General features: G+C 62.1%; 15 protein-coding genes and 2 pseudogenes. 11 read left to right on the plus strand and 6 right to left on the minus strand.

The genetic code is table 11. From position 1 onward, the window contains the following. Positions 1–160: 160 nt before the first annotated feature. The 8 genes and pseudogenes from ASC90_RS08850 to ASC90_RS08885 all read left to right on the plus strand — a co-directional run. Positions 161–544, plus strand: a pseudogene (locus ASC90_RS08850) (alpha/beta hydrolase); the annotation flags it as partial. A 102-nt stretch (positions 545–646) separates the two neighbouring features. Continuing rightward, a complete protein-coding gene (locus ASC90_RS08855) occupies positions 647–2,284 on the plus strand; it encodes an arylsulfatase (RefSeq protein ID WP_056538461.1) in 1,638 nt (545 codons plus the stop codon). Between the two features lie 63 nt (positions 2,285–2,347). Further along, entirely contained in the window at positions 2,348–3,328 is a 981-nt protein-coding gene (locus tag ASC90_RS08860; protein ID WP_056538464.1) for a MoxR family ATPase, read from the plus strand. Next, on the plus strand, positions 3,325–4,278 hold the full coding sequence (locus tag ASC90_RS08865) for a DUF58 domain-containing protein (RefSeq protein ID WP_056538467.1): 954 nt from the start codon (positions 3,325–3,327) through the stop codon (positions 4,276–4,278). The genes ASC90_RS08860 and ASC90_RS08865 overlap by 4 nt, the downstream gene beginning before the upstream one ends. Next, the gene (locus ASC90_RS08870) at positions 4,278–4,799 is read left to right on the plus strand and encodes a DUF4381 domain-containing protein (protein ID WP_056538470.1); all 522 of its coding nucleotides are present in this window, start codon (positions 4,278–4,280) and stop codon (positions 4,797–4,799) included. Before ASC90_RS08865 ends, ASC90_RS08870 begins: the two co-directional genes overlap by 1 nt. Beyond that, on the plus strand, positions 4,786–5,775 hold the full coding sequence (locus ASC90_RS08875) for a VWA domain-containing protein (RefSeq protein WP_056538473.1): 990 nt from the start codon (positions 4,786–4,788) through the stop codon (positions 5,773–5,775). Before ASC90_RS08870 ends, ASC90_RS08875 begins: the two co-directional genes overlap by 14 nt. Further along, entirely contained in the window at positions 5,772–7,322 is a 1,551-nt protein-coding gene (locus ASC90_RS08880; RefSeq protein WP_056538476.1) for a VWA domain-containing protein, read from the plus strand. Before ASC90_RS08875 ends, ASC90_RS08880 begins: the two co-directional genes overlap by 4 nt. Beyond that, entirely contained in the window at positions 7,319–8,587 is a 1,269-nt protein-coding gene (locus tag ASC90_RS08885) for a BatD family protein (protein WP_056538479.1), read from the plus strand. Before ASC90_RS08880 ends, ASC90_RS08885 begins: the two co-directional genes overlap by 4 nt. Before the next feature lie 185 nt (positions 8,588–8,772). On the opposite strand, the gene ASC90_RS08890 is transcribed toward ASC90_RS08885, so the two are convergent. Both ASC90_RS08890 and ASC90_RS08895 read right to left on the minus strand, forming a co-directional pair. Beyond that, complete coding sequence (locus ASC90_RS08890; protein ID WP_156392887.1) at positions 8,773–9,540, minus strand: hypothetical protein; 768 nt, start codon at positions 9,538–9,540, stop codon at positions 8,773–8,775. A gap of 154 nt (positions 9,541–9,694) precedes the next feature. Continuing rightward, complete coding sequence (locus ASC90_RS08895) at positions 9,695–11,320, minus strand: tetratricopeptide repeat protein (protein ID WP_244480353.1); 1,626 nt, start codon at positions 11,318–11,320, stop codon at positions 9,695–9,697. Between the two features lie 267 nt (positions 11,321–11,587). Here ASC90_RS08895 and ASC90_RS08900 point away from each other — a divergent pair, with 267 nt between their 5' ends. From ASC90_RS08900 to ASC90_RS08910, 3 genes are all read left to right on the plus strand, one after another. Then, positions 11,588–12,967, plus strand: a complete 1,380-nt coding sequence (locus tag ASC90_RS08900; RefSeq protein WP_056538484.1) for a pyridoxal-dependent decarboxylase — start codon at positions 11,588–11,590, stop codon at positions 12,965–12,967. 365 nt (positions 12,968–13,332) lie between these two features. Then, entirely contained in the window at positions 13,333–14,361 is a 1,029-nt protein-coding gene (locus ASC90_RS08905) for an alpha/beta hydrolase (protein WP_056538487.1), read from the plus strand. A 189-nt stretch (positions 14,362–14,550) separates the two neighbouring features. Further along, on the plus strand, positions 14,551–15,582 hold the full coding sequence (locus ASC90_RS08910) for an LLM class flavin-dependent oxidoreductase (protein ID WP_056538491.1): 1,032 nt from the start codon (positions 14,551–14,553) through the stop codon (positions 15,580–15,582). Positions 15,583–15,658: 76 nt separating this feature from the next. On the opposite strand, the gene ASC90_RS08915 is transcribed toward ASC90_RS08910, so the two are convergent. The 4 genes and pseudogenes from ASC90_RS08915 to ASC90_RS08930 form a co-directional block, all read right to left on the minus strand. Beyond that, positions 15,659–16,120 (minus strand): nuclear transport factor 2 family protein, encoded by a 462-nt coding sequence (locus ASC90_RS08915; RefSeq protein WP_056538557.1) that lies wholly within the window; start codon positions 16,118–16,120, stop codon positions 15,659–15,661. An 18-nt stretch (positions 16,121–16,138) separates the two neighbouring features. After that, positions 16,139–16,812, minus strand: a pseudogene (locus ASC90_RS08920) (type 1 glutamine amidotransferase domain-containing protein). A gap of 267 nt (positions 16,813–17,079) precedes the next feature. Continuing rightward, entirely contained in the window at positions 17,080–18,306 is a 1,227-nt protein-coding gene (locus tag ASC90_RS08925; protein WP_056538560.1) for a YbfB/YjiJ family MFS transporter, read from the minus strand. Between the two features lie 180 nt (positions 18,307–18,486). Continuing rightward, on the minus strand, positions 18,487–19,572 hold the full coding sequence (locus ASC90_RS08930; RefSeq protein ID WP_056538563.1) for a nitronate monooxygenase family protein: 1,086 nt from the start codon (positions 19,570–19,572) through the stop codon (positions 18,487–18,489). Between the last annotated feature and the right edge of the window lie 159 nt (positions 19,573–19,731).

Raw genomic sequence — 19,731 nt, forward strand, 5'->3', positions numbered from 1 at the left:
CCTGACCGAATGAAGACTGGCGCGTGTTCGTCGCCACTGGCTCTCATGGCGTAGCCCTTTCAATATCCCGCTTCCACGTCTTGTCGAAGAAAGCCTCGGTCGGCCGCTAAGCGCCCAGGAGCAGTTTCATCAATGTTTCCGAGCTTGAAGACGGGATCGTGCGCTTTTTTCGCAGGCGGGGAAGTACGTTACTGTAAATTTGCGGGCCAGAGGGGACTGCCATCAACCCGTTTACCGCAACGCACTCATGGTGCGAGGGATCACTGCGATCGATCTTGCGATGGTGAATGCGGGAGAGAGCCTGCACCCGGGCAAGTTCGCCAAAAGTCCCGAGATCGTGCAGATCATCGGTCTGCGGCTGTTGATGACCGGACAGACGCTGACGTTGTGTTCTCAAGGTGGGAACGACCGGCGCGGCGGCGGTCGGCTCACTCCGGATCGGAGCGCAGTCGCAGCCGCGCATTCGGTGACTGTTTACGGCGATCGCGGCGTAAACAGTCCTCGCGTTTACAGTAACGTACTTCCCTGCGCGACCCAAACATAGAACTCTGGCACGGTCGAATGAAGACGATCCAGTCTGGCTGGCGCGGCCAACCGATCAAAGGAGAGAGCAGATGCTGAACGACATGAAGAGCCGGAGGGCGGGATGAGCATGAAACTTTCCAGACGACTTCTGACGGTGACGGCCGCAGCCGCCCTGACGCTCACGGCGACGACCTTCCTGACAGCGGCGACTGCGCAGCAGGCCGCGCCGACAACTGCCCCCGTTACCGAACCCGCGACCTCGCAGGACACCTCCAAGCCCAATATCCTGGTGATCTTCGGCGACGATATCGGCCAGACCAACGTCAGCGCTTATTCCTTCGGTGTACTCGGCTACAAGACGTCGAACATCGACCGCCTTGCCAAGGAAGGCATGATGTTCACCGATTATTACGCGGAAAATAGCTGCACGGCGGGCCGCTCGACCTTCATCACCGGTCAGGTCTGCCTGCGGACGGGTCTCTGCAAGGTCGGTCTACCCGGGGCGACGGTCGGCCTGCAATCGCGGGATATCACGATCGCCCAGGCGCTCAAGCCTCTTGGCTATGCGACTGGCCAGTTTGGCAAGAACCATCTTGGCGACCGGGACGAGTTCCTTCCGACCAAGCACGGTTTCGACGAGTTCTTCGGCAACCTTTATCATCTGGACGCAGAGGAAGAACCACAGCGCCCGTACTGGCCAAAGGACGACGAGGACTTCGTCAAGAATTATACTCCGCGCGGCGTCTTGAAAGCCTCCGCCGACGGCAAGATCGAAGACACCGGAGCGCTGACGACCAAGCGGATGGAAACGATCGACGATGAAACGACGACCGCAGCGGTCGATTTCATGAGCCGCCAGGTCAAGCAGGGCAAGCCGTTCTTCACCTGGATGAATACGACACGCATGCATGCCTTCACGCATGTGCGGGACTCGATGCAGGGACAGAGCGGCATGCCGGGCAACGACTATGCGGACGGCATGATCGAGCATGACGGGCACGTCGGCCAGCTTCTGAAGGCGCTCGACGATCTCAAGATCGCCGACAACACCATTGTCATCTATACGACCGATAACGGTCCCAACCAGTTCTCCTGGCCGGATGCGGCCACGACGCCTTTCCGAAGCGAAAAGGATTCCAACTGGGAAGGCGCATTCCGCGTGCCCGCGCTTGTCCGGTGGCCCGGACATATACAACCGGGATCCGTCTCCAACGAGATGGTTTCGGGGCTTGACTGGTTCCCTACCCTCCTTGCCGCCGCGGGCGATTCTGGCATCAAGGAGGAGCTTGCCAAGGGCAAGGCCATCGACGGAAATCAGTTCAAGGTACATCTCGACGGCTACAATCAGCTTCCTTACCTGACTGGCAAGGAACCGAAGTCGGCGAGAGAGGAATTCTTCTATTTCGATGACGACGGGCAATTGGTCGCATCACGGTATCAGAACTGGAAGTTCGTTTTCTGCGAACAGAGGCAGCCCGGCGGCTTCCAGGTGTGGAGCAATCCACTGACCTGCCTGAGGGTGCCGAAGATCTTCAACCTGCGAATGGACCCGTACGAGCGGGCGGATAGTGTGTCGGACCAGTACTATGACTGGATTTTCAGAAACGCCTATCTGGCCTCGTGGGGCATTTCGAAGGTCGCACCGTTCCTGCAGACCTTCCGGGACTATCCACCGAGCCAGCGGGGCGCGAGCTTCAGTCTCGACCAGATGACGGATGCCCTGATGTCGACCCTCGATCGAGGTGCGGACGCAAAATAGGACGCTTGACATGCACCGGCGCGGAGCAACCGCACCGGTGCATTCTTAACTCGTGGAGCGCACATGACGGCACGTGACGACATCCTTGCCCTGGGTCAGCGCATCGGCCAGTCGATCATCGGCCAGGACGCGATGGTTGAGCGCCTATTGCTCGGCCTTCTCGCCAACGGCCACCTGTTGGTCGAAGGCCTCCCGGGTCTGGCCAAGACGCGGGCGATCAAGAGTCTGGCGAAGAACCTTGATTCCGAACTTTCCCGCGTCCAGTTCACGCCAGACCTGCTGCCCGCCGACATCACGGGGTCGGAGATCTATTTTTCCGAGGGCGGCAAGGGAGAATTCAAGTTCCAGCAGGGACCGATTTTCGCCAACCTCATCCTCGCCGACGAAATCAACCGTGCACCCGCCAAGGTGCAGTCGGCGCTGCTTGAAGCGATGGAAGAGCGGCAGGTCACGGTCGGCGGCAAAAGCTACCCGCTGCCCGACCTCTTCATGGTGATGGCGACACAGAACCCGATCGAGCAGGAAGGTACCTATCCCCTGCCGGAAGCTCAGCTCGACCGTTTCCTGATGCATGTCGAGGTCGGCTATCCGGACGAGACATCGGAAGCCGCGATCATGCGGCTGAACCGCGATGAGGAAAACGCGACGCACGCGGGGGCCGCGAAGGCCGCTACACCGCAGAAGCTCAATCCTCAAGCCGTCTTCGACGCCCGCAACGAGATTGGCACGGTCACTGTTTCGGATCCTGTCGAGAAATACATGGTCGCCCTGGTCTTCGCGACCCGTTATCCCGATCGTTACGACAAGGAACTCGCGAAGTTGCTGCAGGTGGGCGTCAGCCCGCGCGGCGTGATCGGCCTCGACAAGGTCTCGCGATCGTATGCGTGGCTGAAGGGTCGGGACTACGTCACCCCCGACGACGTCAAATCCGTGGTGAACGACGTCTTCAGGCACCGCCTGATCCTCTCGTACGACGCACACGCCTCGAACACGACGCCGGATCAGGTCATTGATCGCATCGCCGAGCTGGTGGCGGTGTCATGAATGGCGGCGCGCGCGAGCATGACGGGGTCCATGCGACGACCGAGCAGCTCGTGGCGCTCGAAGCTCGTGCCCGCGACCTCGCCTTCATCCAGAAAGCAAAGAGCCACCAGCAACTCGCGGGGCGCATGCAGTCGGCGCTACGGGGGCGCGGGCTGATTTTCGAGGAACTGCGGGAATACCTGCCGGGTGACGACATTCGTTCGATCGACTGGCGCGTCACGGCGCGAACGTCGAAGCCTGTCGTCCGCGTCTACGGCGAGGAGAAGGAGCGCCCTGCCCTAATCCTCGTCGACCAGCGCATCAACATGTTCTTTGGCAGCCGACGGTCCATGAAGTCGGTGACCGCGGCCGAGGCAGCTATGCTATGCGCCTGGCGCATCCTTGGGTCCGGAGACAGGGTCGGAGGCTTCGTGATCGGCGACGACGGCATCGAGGAGGTGAAACCGCATCGCAGCCGCAACGCCGTGATCGCGCTCGCCGACAGGATCGCCGGGAAAAACGGGAAGCTGCGCGCCGACTATGACGCGACACCCGCGCCGCAGATGCTGGACGAAGCCCTCCGAAGAATATCGAGCACCGCACATCATGACCATCTTGTGATCATCGTCAGCGACTTCGACGGACATGGACCGTCGACACGCGACCTTCTGCTCAGGCTTGCGTCGAGCAACGACGTTGTTTGCCTCTTGGTCTACGACCCGTTTTTGCTGGAGCTTCCGACGAGCGGTGATATAGTCGTCAGCGCCGGAGGATTGCAGGCGGAACTTCCGCTAGGTCGTGCATCCGTTCGAACATCGATTGACGCTTTCGCACGCAACCGGGGACGTGAACTTCGCGCCTGGCAGAAGGAGCTGGGCATGTCGATGCTGCCGATATCGGCAGCCGAGGAGACAGCACCCCAGCTCAGACGGCTACTGGAGCAGTCCGCCTGGCGGCAGCGGAGGCGCTGATGGACGGTGCCCCGAAGCTGGATCCACTGACCGAGACGGCGCTCCGCTCGATGCATGACGTTGTCCTGCCCCAGGCTGTCTCATGGATTCCGCAGACGTGGGGATGGGCCGTGGTCGCCGCGTTTTTGCTCGCGACGTTGGCTGGATGGGCCTTCTTCACGATGCGCCGATACCATCGGAACGCCTACCGCCGCGAGGCCCTGCGCCTGCTCGACGCCGTCGCCGAGGAAATGAAGCATCCCGCGACGCGGGTCGCCGGCGTCCACCGCCTTGCAGAACTTCTGAAGCGCACGGCACTTGCCGCCTGGCCCCGGGAGCAGGTTGCGTCACTCTCGGAAACCGGGTGGAACGATCTCGTCTCGACGTCTTTCGACGGCGGCGAGGGAAAGGCGCTCCAGCGTCTGCTGGACGACTTTGAATATCATGAGGACAAGGCCGTCGTGGTCATGCCCGCCAACGTCGGCGAGGACCTCGTGGAAAGCTCTCGCCGCTGGATCAAGAAGCACGATGTACGAGCTTGACCTCCCATGGCTGCTGCTCGCCCTGCCTGCGCCACTGCTGGTGTGGTGGTTGTGGCCGCCACACCGGGAAACGGCAGCATCCATTCGTCTTCCCTTCTTCGACGCGGTGGCGAAGGCTTCCGGCGTCACCCCTTCCGAGGGTTCGGTCGTGCCAGGGCGCTCCTGGTCCCAGATGATGGTGGAAGGACTTGCATGGTGCCTCGTCGTCCTTGCGCTCGCCCGGCCCCAGTATGTCGAGCCGCCGATCGAGAAGCGCGAGCCGCAACGCGACATCCTGCTTTCGCTTGATCTCTCGCAGTCGATGGACACGCGCGACTTCCCGAAGCCCGATGGTTCGCGCGGCAGCCGCGTCGACGCCGTCAGGGCGGTGGTCTCGGACTTCGTCGAGAGGCGCAGTGGAGACCGCATTGGGCTGATCGCGTTCGGGGACGCGCCATACCCGCTCGCGCCGTTCACCATGGACCACGCCCTCGTGCGGACGTTGATAGACGGCATCGTGCCGGGGATGGCTGGGCCAAGGACCGCCGTGGGGGACTCGGTCGGTCTTGCGATCCGGATGTTCGAGAAGACCGCCGTGCCGGAGAAGGTGCTCGTCCTGCTGACGGACGGGAACGATACCGCGAGCAAGATGCCGCTCCTAAAGGCTGCCGAGATCGCAAAGGCGAAAGGGATCGTGATCCACGCCGTCGGGATCGGAGATCCACAGGCGACCGGAGAAGACAAGCTCGACGCGGCGACGCTGCAGAAGATCGCCGCCGACACCGGCGGTCGCTTTTTCTTCGGCGAAGACCAGGCCGCCTTGGCAACCATCTACGCCACCCTCGACTCGATCACGCCGGAGGACCAGAAGACGCTTTCCTGGCGACCGCGGCGGGAGCTGTTTCACTGGCCGCTGGCCGCCGCCGCATTGCTGCTAGGCGGCTACTACCTCGTTTCTGGCGGCGTCGGCCTGTTCCGAAGGAGGGCTGCCGCGTGATCGGAGACTTCCATTTCCTGCGCCCGTTGCTTCTGTTAGCGCTTGTCGTGCCGCTCATGCTTGTGTGGCTGTCGAGGCGCTCGGGCGACATCCGCTCGAGTTGGAAAGGCATGATGGACCCGCATCTTCTCGACAGCCTGATCATCGAGGCAGATCGAAGAAGCTGGTTTCGTCCTGAGTGGGCGATGGCTGCCGTCCTCGCGCTTGCGGCCATCGGAGCTGCCGGACCGACATGGCAGCGGGAAGCGCCTCCCTTCGTCGAAGACACAGCATCGCTTGTCATCGTCGTCGATCTGTCAACTACCATGGACGCGATCGATATCAGTCCAAGCAGGATCGAGCGAGCAAAGCTGAAGATCAGGGACCTGCTTGCCGCCAGACCCGGCGCCAGGACAGGCGTTGTCGGATATGCCGGAACAGCACATCTCGTCATCCCTTTGACGGACGATGCGGATCTGGTCGAGGACTACACGGACGCACTTGCGACCCGCATCATGCCGACTCCGGGAAAGGACACGGGTGCCGCACTCAAAATGGCCGACGCTCTGCTGAAGGCAGAGGGCGTGTCCGGGACCATTCTCCTGATGACCGACGGCGTGGAAGCCGCCGCCCAACGGAAGATCGATGGCCTGTCCTCAGGCCTCGTCGTGCTTGGCGTCGGCACGACCGAAGGTGGTTTGGTAAAAGGGCCGGACGGGGAGCTCCTTGCCGAGGGCGGCGCTCGAACGATAGCAAAGCTTGATCTCGACGCGCTCCGAACGTTCGCCTCTGCCAACGGGGCCGCTGTCGCGACGATGACGGATGACGGCACCGACGTTCGATGGGTGGCACAGCGGGTGCGGACGAATTTCGCGCAGAGAAGCGCCGCCGAAGGCGACCGCTGGATGGATAAAGGATGGTGGCTCGTCATCCCGGCTGCGTTCCTTTTTGCATTGTCGTTCCGCAGGGGCTGGGTCGTGAAGGTCGCGGTCGTGCTCATTGCGCTGAAGGCTTTCGCCCCGTCCAGCGCGGAAGCCGGGACATTCGCGGACATGTGGCTGACACGCGATCAGCAGGGCCGCGTCGCCTTCGAACAGGGGAAGTACGAGGCTGCCGGAAAAACGTTCGACGATCCGATGTGGAAGGGGGTCGCAAACTACCGGGCGGGCCGTTTTCAGGAAGCCTACGAAGCATTCGCCTTGGTAGATACTCCTGAAAGCTGGTTCAATCAGGGCAACGCGTTGTTGCGTCTCGGAAAATTCGAGGAAGGCGTCGAGGCATACCGAAAGGCGCTTGAACGGCGGAAGGACTGGCCGGAAGCGACCGACAACCTCGCCTTGGCCCAGCGGCTGCTCAAGGTGCAGAAGGAAAAGGAAGAGGAGCAGCCCGAGCAACCCAATCTCAAGCCAGACAGCGTCGAGTTCGACGACAAGGGCAAGAAGGGCAAGGCAGGTCGCATGGACGTCGGCGAACAGACATCGGAGATGTGGGTGAAGAACATCGTCGTCAGCCCGGCCGATCTGATGGCGCGAAAGTTCTCGCTTGAACTGCAGACGAGGAAGCCATGAGGGTCCTGCTGTTGCTTCTGACGCTCACGTTCCCCTTCGTTGCCAACGCGGCTGAACCGATCGTCCGCGTCGCCCTGAAGGAGGACGGACAGATCGTTCCGGGCCAGCAGGTGCATCTTCTCGTCGATGTGCTCGTGCCAGACTTCTTTACGTCGGCTCCAGAACTGCCGTTGCTCGACGTTCCGGGCGCGCTCGTAACCCGTTCAAATGAACGCTCGCAAAATCTCGTCCAATCGATCGACGGCGTCGATTTCTCCGGGATACGAAGCGGCTACTCGATCATCCCGGAAACCGACGGCCGCTTCGACGTTCCCTCCTTCCAGATTTCGGTCTCCTATACCGAAGACGCCGTGGCGAAGAAGGCGACGATAGCAACGACGCCCGTTTCATTCGCTGTCGGCTCCACTCTTGCGGCAGCGCCCACCTTCGCCGCGCGCGCCTTGACGATCACGCAGGAATTTGACCGGGATCTCTCGACGCTCAAGGCGGGCGACGCCCTGCTCCGCACAATCACGGTCTATGCCGAGGACACGCAGGCCATGACGATGCCTCCAGTGGAAATGGCCGAAGTACCGGGCTTGCGAAGCTATCGAAGGGATCCGAGGATCGAGGACGGCGTTTCCGTCGGCCGAGAGATTGGAAGCCGCAGGACAGACACGGTCGCTTACGTCGCCGAGCAGTCGGGAACCTTCGCGCTTCCGCCCATCGCATACCCCTGGTTTGACGTCGACGCCCACCTGGCGGCCACTGCCATGCTTCCGGGAGCGGAAGTGACTTTCGAACCGAAGGTTGCCGCGATCGGAATTCCGCCGGTTGTCGAGGAACAAGAGCCGGAGCGCGACTGGTCGCGAACCCGATCGATCGGCATCTTCGTCGCCGCGTTGGTCGTTGCGGCTCTCCTCTGCGTCTCGGCCTACGCCTTGGCGCACCGACGCCACGACGCTCGTCCCCGACAACGGTCCGAACGCCGTCTGTTGGGCGATCTGCGGCGGACTATCCTGAGCGCGCCAGAGCCGCAGGTTTACGATGCTTTGATGAGGTGGAGCGCGCGTGGCGGGTACCGGAGCTTGAGAGAATGGGCCGATGACGGCTCGCCCGAGCTGCGGCGGGAAATCGATCTCCTCTCGAGAAAGCTTTTCCGTGGCGAGGCCGTCACGTTCGACAGAGCTGTGTTGGCAGGTCGGATCGCGTCGCGAGAGCCTCCCCGTCGGATCTCGAAGCAATCGGCACTCCCACCTTTGAACCCGGCGGTGGACTGCAGGTAATTTTGCGCCAATCCAGCCGCGCTTTCGGTGAAATCAGATGCGAAGAGTTCCCCGGGTAGGGGATGCGATCCTGGCTTCCGTCGGCATCGGTGCCGTTTCCATTGCCACCCTGCAGACTGCCCATGACCGGTGGCGATGGCCATTTTTTCGGAAAAACCAGACGATTTCCAACCGCCGTCGACACCTCAGAAATGAAAGGCCGCCCCGATGATCGGACCATGCTGGATGATGTCGCTCGTCAGGCTTCCGTTGCTGTAATCGACACCCAGTGCGCGGTAGCCAACGATGGCGGAAACACTGTCTTTCCATTTGTAGCCGATGCCGGCCATCGCATCCCAATCGAGATCCGCGCCGCCTGCTCCGATCATCCCCCATCCCGTGAGGTAGATGGTGGGCGTGATCGAATAGGTTCCCCTCAGTCCCGCAAGTCCGTCGACCCAGGTGGCATCGTCGCGGGCGGAAGCTCCACCGAGCGGACCGCCGCTCAAGGAGATCGTGGTTTCGGTCGACCAGAGCTTGACCGCACCGACGACGTCCAGTTTGCCGTCCTGGCTTTCCAGCACCGTATATCCGGCACCCACCATGGCGGTGAAGGTCTCCGTCTTCAGTTTGACTTCGTCCGCCAGCACGCCCCGCACCGTCGCGGAACTTGTTGTTATCCGCGCGTAGCTGATATCGGTGAAGAGGCTGTACTTTCCATAATGCGCGTCACCCGCCCCCATGAACCCGAAGTCTATATCAGCGAGGATGTCTCCAAAGGTCTGGTCGGTGTGTACCTCCGGCAGTCCGAAAACACCGGTGTCGCCCGTCACGCCGGCGGCCCAGAGATAGGGAGCGAAGGAAAACGTCCAGTGGTCCGGGTCTCGCTCGCTCGGCTGTGGAGCGAAAGCGGGTGCGAGATCGGCGGCGAAAGTCGGCGGTGCCACGAAGAAAGTTGCTGCCAGAAGTGACATACACAACACCGTCGAATTCTGCATCCTGCAATCCCTCTGATAGTTGGTGCCATCCCCCCGATACTCAACCTGATTCGCGTCCGGTTTACGAGCCTTCGCCCACCTCGACGTTTTTCTCGCTGGTCGGAAGTACGTTACCGCAAACGGGCGTAAATTATCGCAGGGTTACTGCCGGGTTGTCTCCGGATGATGTCGGGACGCGCCTCGCTTTCGCCAGTCCGGCTTCGAGTTCCGTGACGATGGTCGGCTGCAGCCCTCTCGCCTCCAGTCGCTGGCGGATGGACTTGCCGGACAGAGCGTCGTGACGGGAAACGTCAGCAAGTCGACCCGGTGCCAGATCCGAGCCAAGCTGTCCCAGTGCCGCCGCCCGCAGCGCTCCGACGACCGCGTCCTTGCAGTCCATCTGTTCGGCAAGTAGCGAGGCCTGCGCCCAGTCCTGCTTGCGGTAGGCGTCCAGGGCCAGAACCACGATCGCGTCGCGCGGCACGGCTCCCCCCAAACTCGAGGCGTTGCGAGCAAGCGCGAGAGCGGCGTCGAAGTCACCATTGGAAAACAGGACTGCCCCGAGAGCCGCGGCGGCAGCCGCGTCGTTCGGATTGATCTTGAGCGCCCGGTTGCCTGACCGGACGGCGGCCTCCACCCTGCCTTCCGCAAACTCGACCGCCATCATGGCGGACTGTGCGCGGGAGGAGAGCGGCGAGGCCGACGCCGCGGCCGCCGCCAGAGACCTGGCTCTCGCCAATCCCTGCTGCTTTTCCCTGCCTTCTGTCGGGACGGCGACGATCACTCGTGCGAGAAGCGCCTGCACGTCGCTGTCGGCGGGGTCTTCGGAAAGTGACCGGGTGAGGCATGCCATCGAAGCCGCCGGACCCTCGGTGCCGCCCTCGCCGAGCGCGTTCTCGGCCCGCAGCACGCAAACGTTGCCGATGGCATCCTCGTCTGCCTTCTGAAGCTCCATCTCGTTGATGACACCCCGCGTCCCGCCTAGGCGGAGGGCGAGCGCGGAAGCAAGTTCGTCGCGTATCGCGGCGTCGCTCCGGCCGTCGGTCTGAATGGACTCCAGCCCCGATTTGAGTATGTCGCGCGAGCCGCTGTCGACGACCTGCCACCACACGCTGCGCGCATCGTCGTTTCCATAGTACTTGAGATCGACCTCGTAGTCGCCGGGTTTCGCCTCCGATGTGATCGTGAGCGTCTGCCACTCCGTGAGGCCGGCCAACAGCATGTCGCGGGTCTGGCTAGCCTCGCCGCGCAGTTCGTTTTGCGCGGCGTGGAAGACCAACGCGACCACGGGCTTTTCAGTGTGGACAGGACTTGAGAAGAGGATCGGTGACACGATCGTCCCGAGAACAAGTATCGGAAGGCCTGCCAATGCCCAGGCCATCTTCCGCCTCGGTAGCGTGGTAGGCGGTGCGGCGGTTTGGCCCTCGGCGAAAGGAACGCCCGCCTCCACCGCGGCCTCGTCCGGATCGTCAGCGGGGTCGTGGGCTACGTGCTTTTTAGGAAACAGCGCAACATAGCTGCCCTTCGGCAGATGGATCGAGGGCATGCCATCCTTGCCGAACGCGGTGTAGAAGGTGTCGAGGGAGGTTCTCAGGCGGCTCATCTCGATGCGGACGATGGGATCGGTGGAGGGATCGAAGTTGGATGGCCTGCCGAGCACGTCGAGCGCGACAGCATAGGCCTTGACCCCCTGTTCGCATCCGGCGAAGCGTCGCTCCGCGAGGTATCGCAGAATGGCGCGCTGGCGTTCGGTCGCCTTGAACCTGCCGTCTGCCACAAGTCTTTCCAGCTCGGCCTTTGCCTCCCCGAGCGGTACTTCGCATCCCTTCCTCGAGCCACCTGCGGCTCGTGTTCACTCAACCCGCCGCGGACATCGAAGGTTCGATGGTCAATGCAGCCGATGCATTGGAACTTCTCGACGCGCCGCTGAGGAAGGAGGCCGGTTCGACGCCCGGAAGGAGCCGCTGCCCGAACTGCGCAACGCTTGTCGTCCGCGCTCGGCAGGAATACGTTGAGCTTGGAAAGGTCCAGCGGAGATGTCGCAATGCACGCATTGGAGATTTCGGACAGCGAATTGACCGTACTTCTTGCCGAGACGGCAAGATTCGCCACCGACTACTGGACGTCCCTGGACGATCGAGGATCCTACCCACAAACGAGCGGGCCGGAAACCTCGCATCTCTTTGACCGTGCATGGCCAGTCGAGGGCCGGCGCGGCGCTGTTCTTGATGACTTGCGAGCGATCGCGGAGCATGTTCGCCCGTGTACCGGACGCTTCTTCGGCTATGTTGCCGGCTCGGGTGAGCCCGTGAGCGCGGTGGGGGATTTTCTGGCCTCTGTCATGAACCAGAACGTCACGGCGTGGCGTTCCGCACCGGCCGCTGTCACCATAGAACGCGTGGTCGTCGGATGGCTCGCGGAAGCGATCGGATGCCAGGGATTTGCGGGCAGCCTTTGCGGCGGCGGTTCGATCGCCAACCTGATGGGCTTGGCGATGGCCCGCGAGAGCCGACTTCCCGCCAACGATGATGGTGCCCGACCCGGCGTCGTTTACGCCTCCGAGCAAGTGCACATGTCGATCCCGAAGGCGGTATCCCTGCTTGGTCTCGGGCGCAGCAACCTTCGCCTCATACCGGTCGACAGCGAGTTTCGCATGCGGATGGATTTCCTGAGGAACGCCATTGCGGAAGACCGCAAGGCGGGCAGGATTCCTATCGCGATCGTCGCCAGCGCCGGGACGGTGGCGACAGGGGCAATCGATCCGCTGCAGGAGACAGCGGAGATCGCGGCGTCTGAAAACCTCTGGCTTCATGTTGATGGCGCATATGGCGCCCTGGCAGCTCTCGCAGCCCCGGAGAAGCTCGAAGGTCTGCACATGGCGGACTCGATCTCGCTCGACACCCACAAATGGCTTTACCAACCAATCGACTGCGGGTGTCTTCTCTACCGCGCAAGGGACGCCGCCCGGACCACGTTTTCCGACAGTGGCGACTATGTCAAAATCTTCAACGCCGACCCTGGCGAGGCCTTCGCCTTCTTTGATGAGACGATCGAGTTGTCACGTCGATTTCGAGCCCTGAAGCTGTGGCTGTCCCTTCAGTATCACGGGCGCGAAGCCTTCCGGGAAGCAATCGCACGCGACCTTCGACATGCGCAGATGCTGGCGCAAGGCATAAGGGAAGCTCCCGATCTGGAGCTTCTCGCCCCCGTGCCCTTAAGCGCGGTCTGCTTTCGGCATCGCTCAAAGAACAATGAGGCGGTCCTGCAGCGGGTTGTCGCTCGCGGACGCGTCTACCTTTCGAATGCCACGATCCACGGACAGTTCGCGCTCCGCGCCTGCTTCGTGAACCACCGCACGGAGATGGCGGACGTCGAAACCATTGTTTCGGAGGTCATGGCCGCCGCGGTCGAGGTCAACTCTTGAAGTCGCGATCAACCCGGGAGCAAGGAATTTTCTGTCGAACGCAATAAGAGGTCCGAGATCTTCAACACCAGGTTCCACCGAGCGGGCCTCTGTGGGCTGCCGATACGTGCAAGAACTGGACACAGGGAATTAGCCGTGAAGTCCGCCGCAAACCCTAAACCATCCTGTACTTGATCTGGCACTACGGGGATAGACGCTGCTTGCTTGTCGGGCGGCGGCGGGGGTGCCGCAATACGTTGGTATTGCCAATACCTTCGTTTAGTAGCGAAGTTTTCCTCCCTATCCCAAACTCCGCGAAGCGAATGATTCTCTGGGAGCTCCTCGGACAGCAGTTATTCGCCATCCCATCATCGGAGAAAGCAGCCATGCGCAATCTTAAAACCGCGACCCTCACACGCCGCACCTTCGGTAGCGTCGCACTTGGACTGTCTGCCGCGGGAATCCTCGCAGGGCAGCCCGCGCGCGCGGATCAGTCCACAAGGATGAGAACTGGCGGTCTCGTCGCGGGAGGGCGCGTCGACGCCGGAGACCTCAGTATCGCGTACGCAGAACTCGGGCCCGCCGACGGGCCGCCAGTTCTCTTGTTCCACGGCTGGCCCTACGACATCAACAGCTTCGCCGAGGTAGCACCGCTACTGGCAGACCAGGGTCATCGTGTAGTCGTGCCGCATCTGCGCGGATACGGCGGCACAAGGTTCCTGTCCGACGACACGATGCGCAATGGCCAGCAGTCGGCGCTTGCCGTCGACGCTATTAAGCTGATGGACGCCCTGAGCATCGATACGGCGACTGTCGCCGGCTTCGACTGGGGTGCCCGGACAGCCGACATCGTCGCCGCGCTCTGGCCGGAACGATGCACGGCGCTAGTTTCCGTCAGCGGCTATCTGATCGGAAGCCAGACTGCCGGAAAGACACCGCTGCCGCCCTCCGCCGAACTCCAGTGGTGGTACCAGTTCTACTTTGCTACCGACCGCGGCCGCGAAGGATACGAAAAATACACGAACGACTTCGCCAAGCTGATCTGGAAGCTCGCCTCCCCGCATTGGCAGTTCGACGACGCCACGTTCGAACGGAGCGCTGCGGCATTCTCCAATCCTGACCACGTGGCGATTGTCGTCCATAACTACCGTTGGCGGCTCGGCCTGACGGGAGGAGAGTCGCGGTTCGACGAGTTCGAAGCCAAGCTGGCCGCCGGTCCAGAGATCCACGTGCCCACGATCACGATGGAAGGCGACGCAAACGGAGCGCCTCATCCGGATCCGAAGGCTTACGCCCTGAAGTTCAAGGCGAAATACGAACACCGTCTGGTCTCGGGCGGAATTGGCCACAACCTTCCTCAGGAAGCCCCCGAGGCGTTCGCCAAGGCGGTGGGAGACGCCAGTTCCTGGGCGTGACGGAAGGTGCGCGGCGGATCGGCGGCACTTCGTCATGCTTTCACATATCGAATATTTCGATGGTTTCCATCATGAAAAGGAGGCTGGCGCGGCGCCGGCCTCCCGTGTGATGAGTGGCACGCATTCTGCGGGGGCAGCATCGACCCTTCGTGAGTTCAGGCGAAAACGTTGCCTTGAAAGGATCCATCATTGGAAATCGGGATCGATAGTTTTGCAATGCTCCTGACCGACCCTGCCACAGGCAGGTTTCAGTCCGCCGTCGATCGGATGGCGAGCGTGCTCACTGAGGTTGAACTCGCGGATCAAGTCGGTCTGGATGTCTTCGGAATGGGCGAGCACCATCGAGCCAATGCACTAGACTCAGCGCCGGCCGTGATCCTCTCGGCAGCTGCCGCTCGCACCAAGACGATCAGGCTGACTAGCGCCGTCGCGGTCCTAAGCGCTGCGGACCCCGTGCGGGTCTTCCAGGAATTTTCCACCCTGGACCTCATATCCCGCGGACGGGCGGAAATCGTGGTCGGGCGCGGCTCGTCCGTGGATGCCTATCCGCTGTTCGGCTTCGACTTGCGAGACTACGATGCGCTCTTTGTGGAAAAGCTCGACCTGCTGCTCAAGATCAGAGAGCAACCGAATATCAAGTGGCAAGGCCGCTTTCGCCCTTCGCTCAATGGCGAGGGTGTTTTTCCTCGCCCGCATCAAGCGGTTTTGCCAATCTGGCTGGGCGTCGGCGGAACACCCGAATCATTCGTCCGCGCCGGAACGCTTGGACTGCCGCTGATGGTAGCGATCATCGGCGGAAGCTTCGAGCGTTTCCTGCCGCTGGTCGAACTCTATCGTCGCGCATGGCTTGCCGCAGGCCATCCTGCGGGGAACCAGCGGATCGGCGTCCACGCTCTTGGCTTTGTCGCAGAGACCGACAACGCCGCGAAGGAAGCATTCTTTCCAGGCTGGTTCCAAATGTTCACGGAGGCGGGAAAGGAACGGGGCTGGCCGCCCCCCACGCAAGCGCAATTCGAACATATGTGCGGTCCGAATGGCGCCTTCCTGGTCGGCAGCCCACGAACAGTCGCCGCGAAGATGCTGAATGTTAACAGGATACTGCGAGGGGTTTCTCGCTTCACGTTCCAGATGAGCACCGCCGCGCTCGAGACCGAAGCCATGCGTCGGTCGATAGAGTTGCTCGGCACGGAGGTTGGACCCCTGGTTCGCGACCACCAATAGGACCGACCGCGTGAGGGCCTAAGTTAACGCGGCGCGCAGTTTCAGGGGCGCCGACATTGCCGGCGCTCCTCTCTCGCTATCCAAAGATTAGCCGTTGGTAATCCGCCAACATCTTCGGGTCCTCGACCGACCCATGATGATGGAGCTGTCGCCAAGACCCGTTCTTGCGCACGAACCAGCGGGTCGTACGGAAGGCGACGTCGAGCGTCTCCTTCGGCGTCCTGCACGTTCCACGTTCGCGGCCGACGAACAGATGCCAGTCGTCGCCACCCTGACTGGTGAAGTCGTGGAAGGTCACGTGGACCTTGACCTGTCCCTGGAAAAGCTTCGAGTAGCCCTCGGCGATCTGGTCCCACCCGCGCCGGATGCCGCCGATCGGATTGTCCATGCTGGGTGTTGCGCCATCGAACCATGTGGCCTCGATCCCGGCCAGATCCGCCGAGTTGAAAGCGCGGTAGAATTCGATCAGCGTGTCCAGGGGGCTGCCGTCCCCCTGCTTGGTCTGGTCGCCGTCGATCTCGATCAACTGCCCGTTCATCGGCATGCTCCTCCCATGTCAAAGAAGCCCCAGGAGGGACCGCGCGGCAGCCGCCGATGAGGCAGGATTCTGTCCCGTGACGAGGAGACCGTCGACAATCGAGAAGCTCGCCCAGTCCTCGGCCTTCTCGTATTGCCCGCCGAGCGATCTGAGATCGTCCTCGACGAGGAAGGGAACGATTTTCGTGAGTTGCACGGCCTCCTCTTCCGTATTCGCGAAACCGGTGACCCGCTTCCCTTCACGAGAGGATGTCCCTGATAGGTCACGTGATGAAAGACGGCCGGAGCGTGGCAGACCGCCGCCACCGGCTTGCCGGCGCCGTAGAATTCTTCGATCAACGTGATCGACTTCCGGTCTTCCACCAGATCCCACATAGGACCGTGCCCACCTGGATAGAACACGGTGTCGAAATCCTTGGCGTCGACAGTCGCCAACCGCACCGTGTTCGCCAGCACCATCTGAGCGTCCTTGTCCTCCTTGAAGCGCGTCATGGAAGGTGTCTGGTTGCCCGGTTCATCGCTTTTCGGGTCGATCGGCGGCTGCCCTCCGCGCGGGGACGCGACGGTGATGCTCACGCCGGCATCCTTGAAGACGTAGTACGGAGCGGCGAATTCTTCCAGCCAGAAACCCGTCTTCCTGCCCGTATCTCCGAGGCGATCATGGGATGTAAGTACCATCAGGATCTTGCTCATCATTTTCTCCATTGAATTTGCGAAGCCGTGCGTCCGCCTGGCTGCAGGATGTGAGAGCGAACCGGATGACCTAGCTGTCTGGCGCGGCTCGTCCACACCACCAGCATGCGCAAAGACGAGCGCCCGATCCATTGTACCATGGTGTCGAACATGGAACTGGCGCGCTCACGCGAGACTATTGGCCAATGGTAGTGACAGGTATGCCGTTGCGGTTCCCGGGTTATCGCCGCGCGCTGGCGCGGAAAACCGGCTCGGTTCTTGACCTCTTCAGGGTTGGCGAACCGCTCCGCCAAGCTTTTTGCGACGGCGCTCGCCCGGAAACATCAGGATCATGAGGACGTATATCCCGGCCCCTACGACCAGAGCGATGCTGGCGACGGCGAGTGCGAGATCGAACCCTGCATCGACGTTGACCACCCGGCCCATGATTGCGCCGACGACAGGCGGCCCCATGATCTGCCCCATCGCGAACACGGCCGTCAACAGTCCCATATAGCGCGCGTGGTGGCTCGATCGGATTCGTCTGACTTCGTTCATCGCGAAGAAGCTGATCGCCGTGAACGGGAGGCCGACAAGAATGCTGCTCAGTGCCAGGCCTAGCGCGTCGTGCCAGACCACAGACAGCGCGACCCCGACCGCCTGTACAAGATATGCACCAATGAGATGGAGCCTTACGTCGGCAGTGTGGTTTACCCGTGCGGCAAGCAATGACCCAACGACCCCTGAAATGCCGAAAAGAGGCCAAAATACAGTCAGGAGCGGCGAGCCGGGAATGCTGTTCTTCGCTATGACCGGGAGATAGGTCGCCGTAATAATATAGCCGAAGCCGGCAAGCCCGTATGCGACCGCGAACAGAGGCATCTCGGACTTCGGCACCTTGCCGGAGGCACTCGTCGCCGGGCCGACCGAATAGGCTTCCGACGACTTCGAAGTCCGCCGAAAGGTCCGCCAGATAATTGCGCTGCTGAAGGCCGAGAGCGCGGCGAACACGAGCCATGCCGTACTGCCGGAAAGACCGAGAACCGTCATCGCGCTGGCGACCAGTCCCGACACCGCAATGCCTGCGCCAGGACCGGTGAATATCGCGCTTCCGATCGAACTCCCTGTCCCGGAAAGCTGGGCCAGGCACCAGCCGGACGTGAACACGAACCCGATGGCAGAGACAACGCCAGCGAGGAACCGGAGCAGCACCCAGACGTGACCAAAGGGCGCCGCCATCAAAGCCGTCAGGAGCACGGTGAAAACCAGAGTCAGCCGAATGATGGTCGTGTGATCCCACCGCCTGGGCGCGAGCATTGCAGCCAATGCACCGGCAAGGTAGCCAGCGTAGTTGGCGGTGGCGAGCCCACCGGCTAGGGATAGATCAAGCACCTGGTCGTGAAGCATCATCGGCAGGATGGGCGTGAAGGCGAACCGGCCGACGCCCATGGCGATGGCTAGCGACGCGGAACCGGCAAGCACGACGGCATATGGATTCGGACTGTGGCTCGACATCTTGCTGTCCTTCACTTGGGAGAGGAGGTGCAGCTTCGGGCTCGCGCACGGTTCCCGTCAGGAACCATCGCAGACTTTGCCGCGCTGCATTGCGTCGAGGTAATGTGCGCAATGGCACGCGTGAACCCTCGGATGGCGGCAGGCAGTCTGCCGCGGCGCGGCAGGACTGGCGCATTCGGGTCATACAGGCTTGCGGCTGTCCAAAACGTCCAATGCTGCCTGATAAAGGTTTCGTGTCAGCTCGGCGGCACCGACCCTCGACGCCAGTCGGGCGGCCTGCCCGGCCCAGAGATTGGTAAAGTCGTTGCGTGACGCCGCCTCGGCCTTCGCCCTGATGGGGGCTAGAACACCGCCCGCTGTTGGAAATGCGGGGACAGTGTCCGAAAGCGGTCCGAGCTCACGCATCAGCCGGTTGACGACGCCTCTCGCCGGACGGCCGGTGAAGACGTTCGTAATCGCGGTGCTGTCGTCTCCGGCTGAAGCCAGCGCATCCGCATGGACGGCCGGGATCCTTGCTTCCGGGCAGAACAGGTAGGCCGTTCCGACCTGGACGGCGGCGGCGCCAAGCATTAATGCCGCGGCCACGCCTCGCCCGTCGGCGATGCCGCCCGCCGCGATCACCGGGATACTCACGGCGTCGACCACTTGCGGAACCAGCGCCATCGTACCGACCTGCGTCGCCATGTCGTGCGTGAGAAAATTGCCACGGTGGCCGCCCGCCTCGATACCCATCGCGATGACCGCATCGACGCCGTTCGCTTCGAGCCAGACGGCTTCGGCTACCGTTGTCGCGGATGATACGATCTTTGCTCCGGTCGCTTTCACCCGCTGGACCAGAGTTGTTTCGGGCAGCCCGAAATGAAAGCTCACCACTTCCGGCCGAAACTCCTCCACAACTTCGCAAAACAGCGCGTCGAACGGCGCGCGACCGGCCCCGGCAACAGATTCTGCCGGATTAAGGTCGGACTCGACGTAGTAGGGCGCGAGCAAGGCTCTCCAGCGCATCTGCGCCGCCGGGTCGGCGGGTGGCGACACGTGCGAGAAGAAATTCACGTTTATCGGCGCTTTCGTCAACGCTCGGACCTCGCCCAGCGCCTCGCGCAATCCAGCGACACTCAACTGTGCACTCGGAAGAGAACCCAGACCGCCTGCCTCGGCGGCGGCGACGACCATATCGACCGTCGTCGCACCGGCCATGGGCGCCTGGATGATGGGAAGGTCTATTCCGAACAGGTCGAGAATGCGTCGATCCGGCCAGCGTTTCATGTCTACATCCACTTCATGCATTGACGTTGCGAGCGTGATACCCGCGGCAGCCTTCCACGTCTATTGCACCTTGGTCTTCCTGACACTGACGCCGATCCGAAAGTATCGGGGACACCTTCGTACAATATCCGGGCGGGTTTTTTGGCGCGATGGTCCGGA

This window comes from Rhizobium sp. Root1220 (genome assembly GCF_001426265.1).
Lineage (GTDB): Bacteria > Pseudomonadota > Alphaproteobacteria > Rhizobiales > Rhizobiaceae > Rhizobium.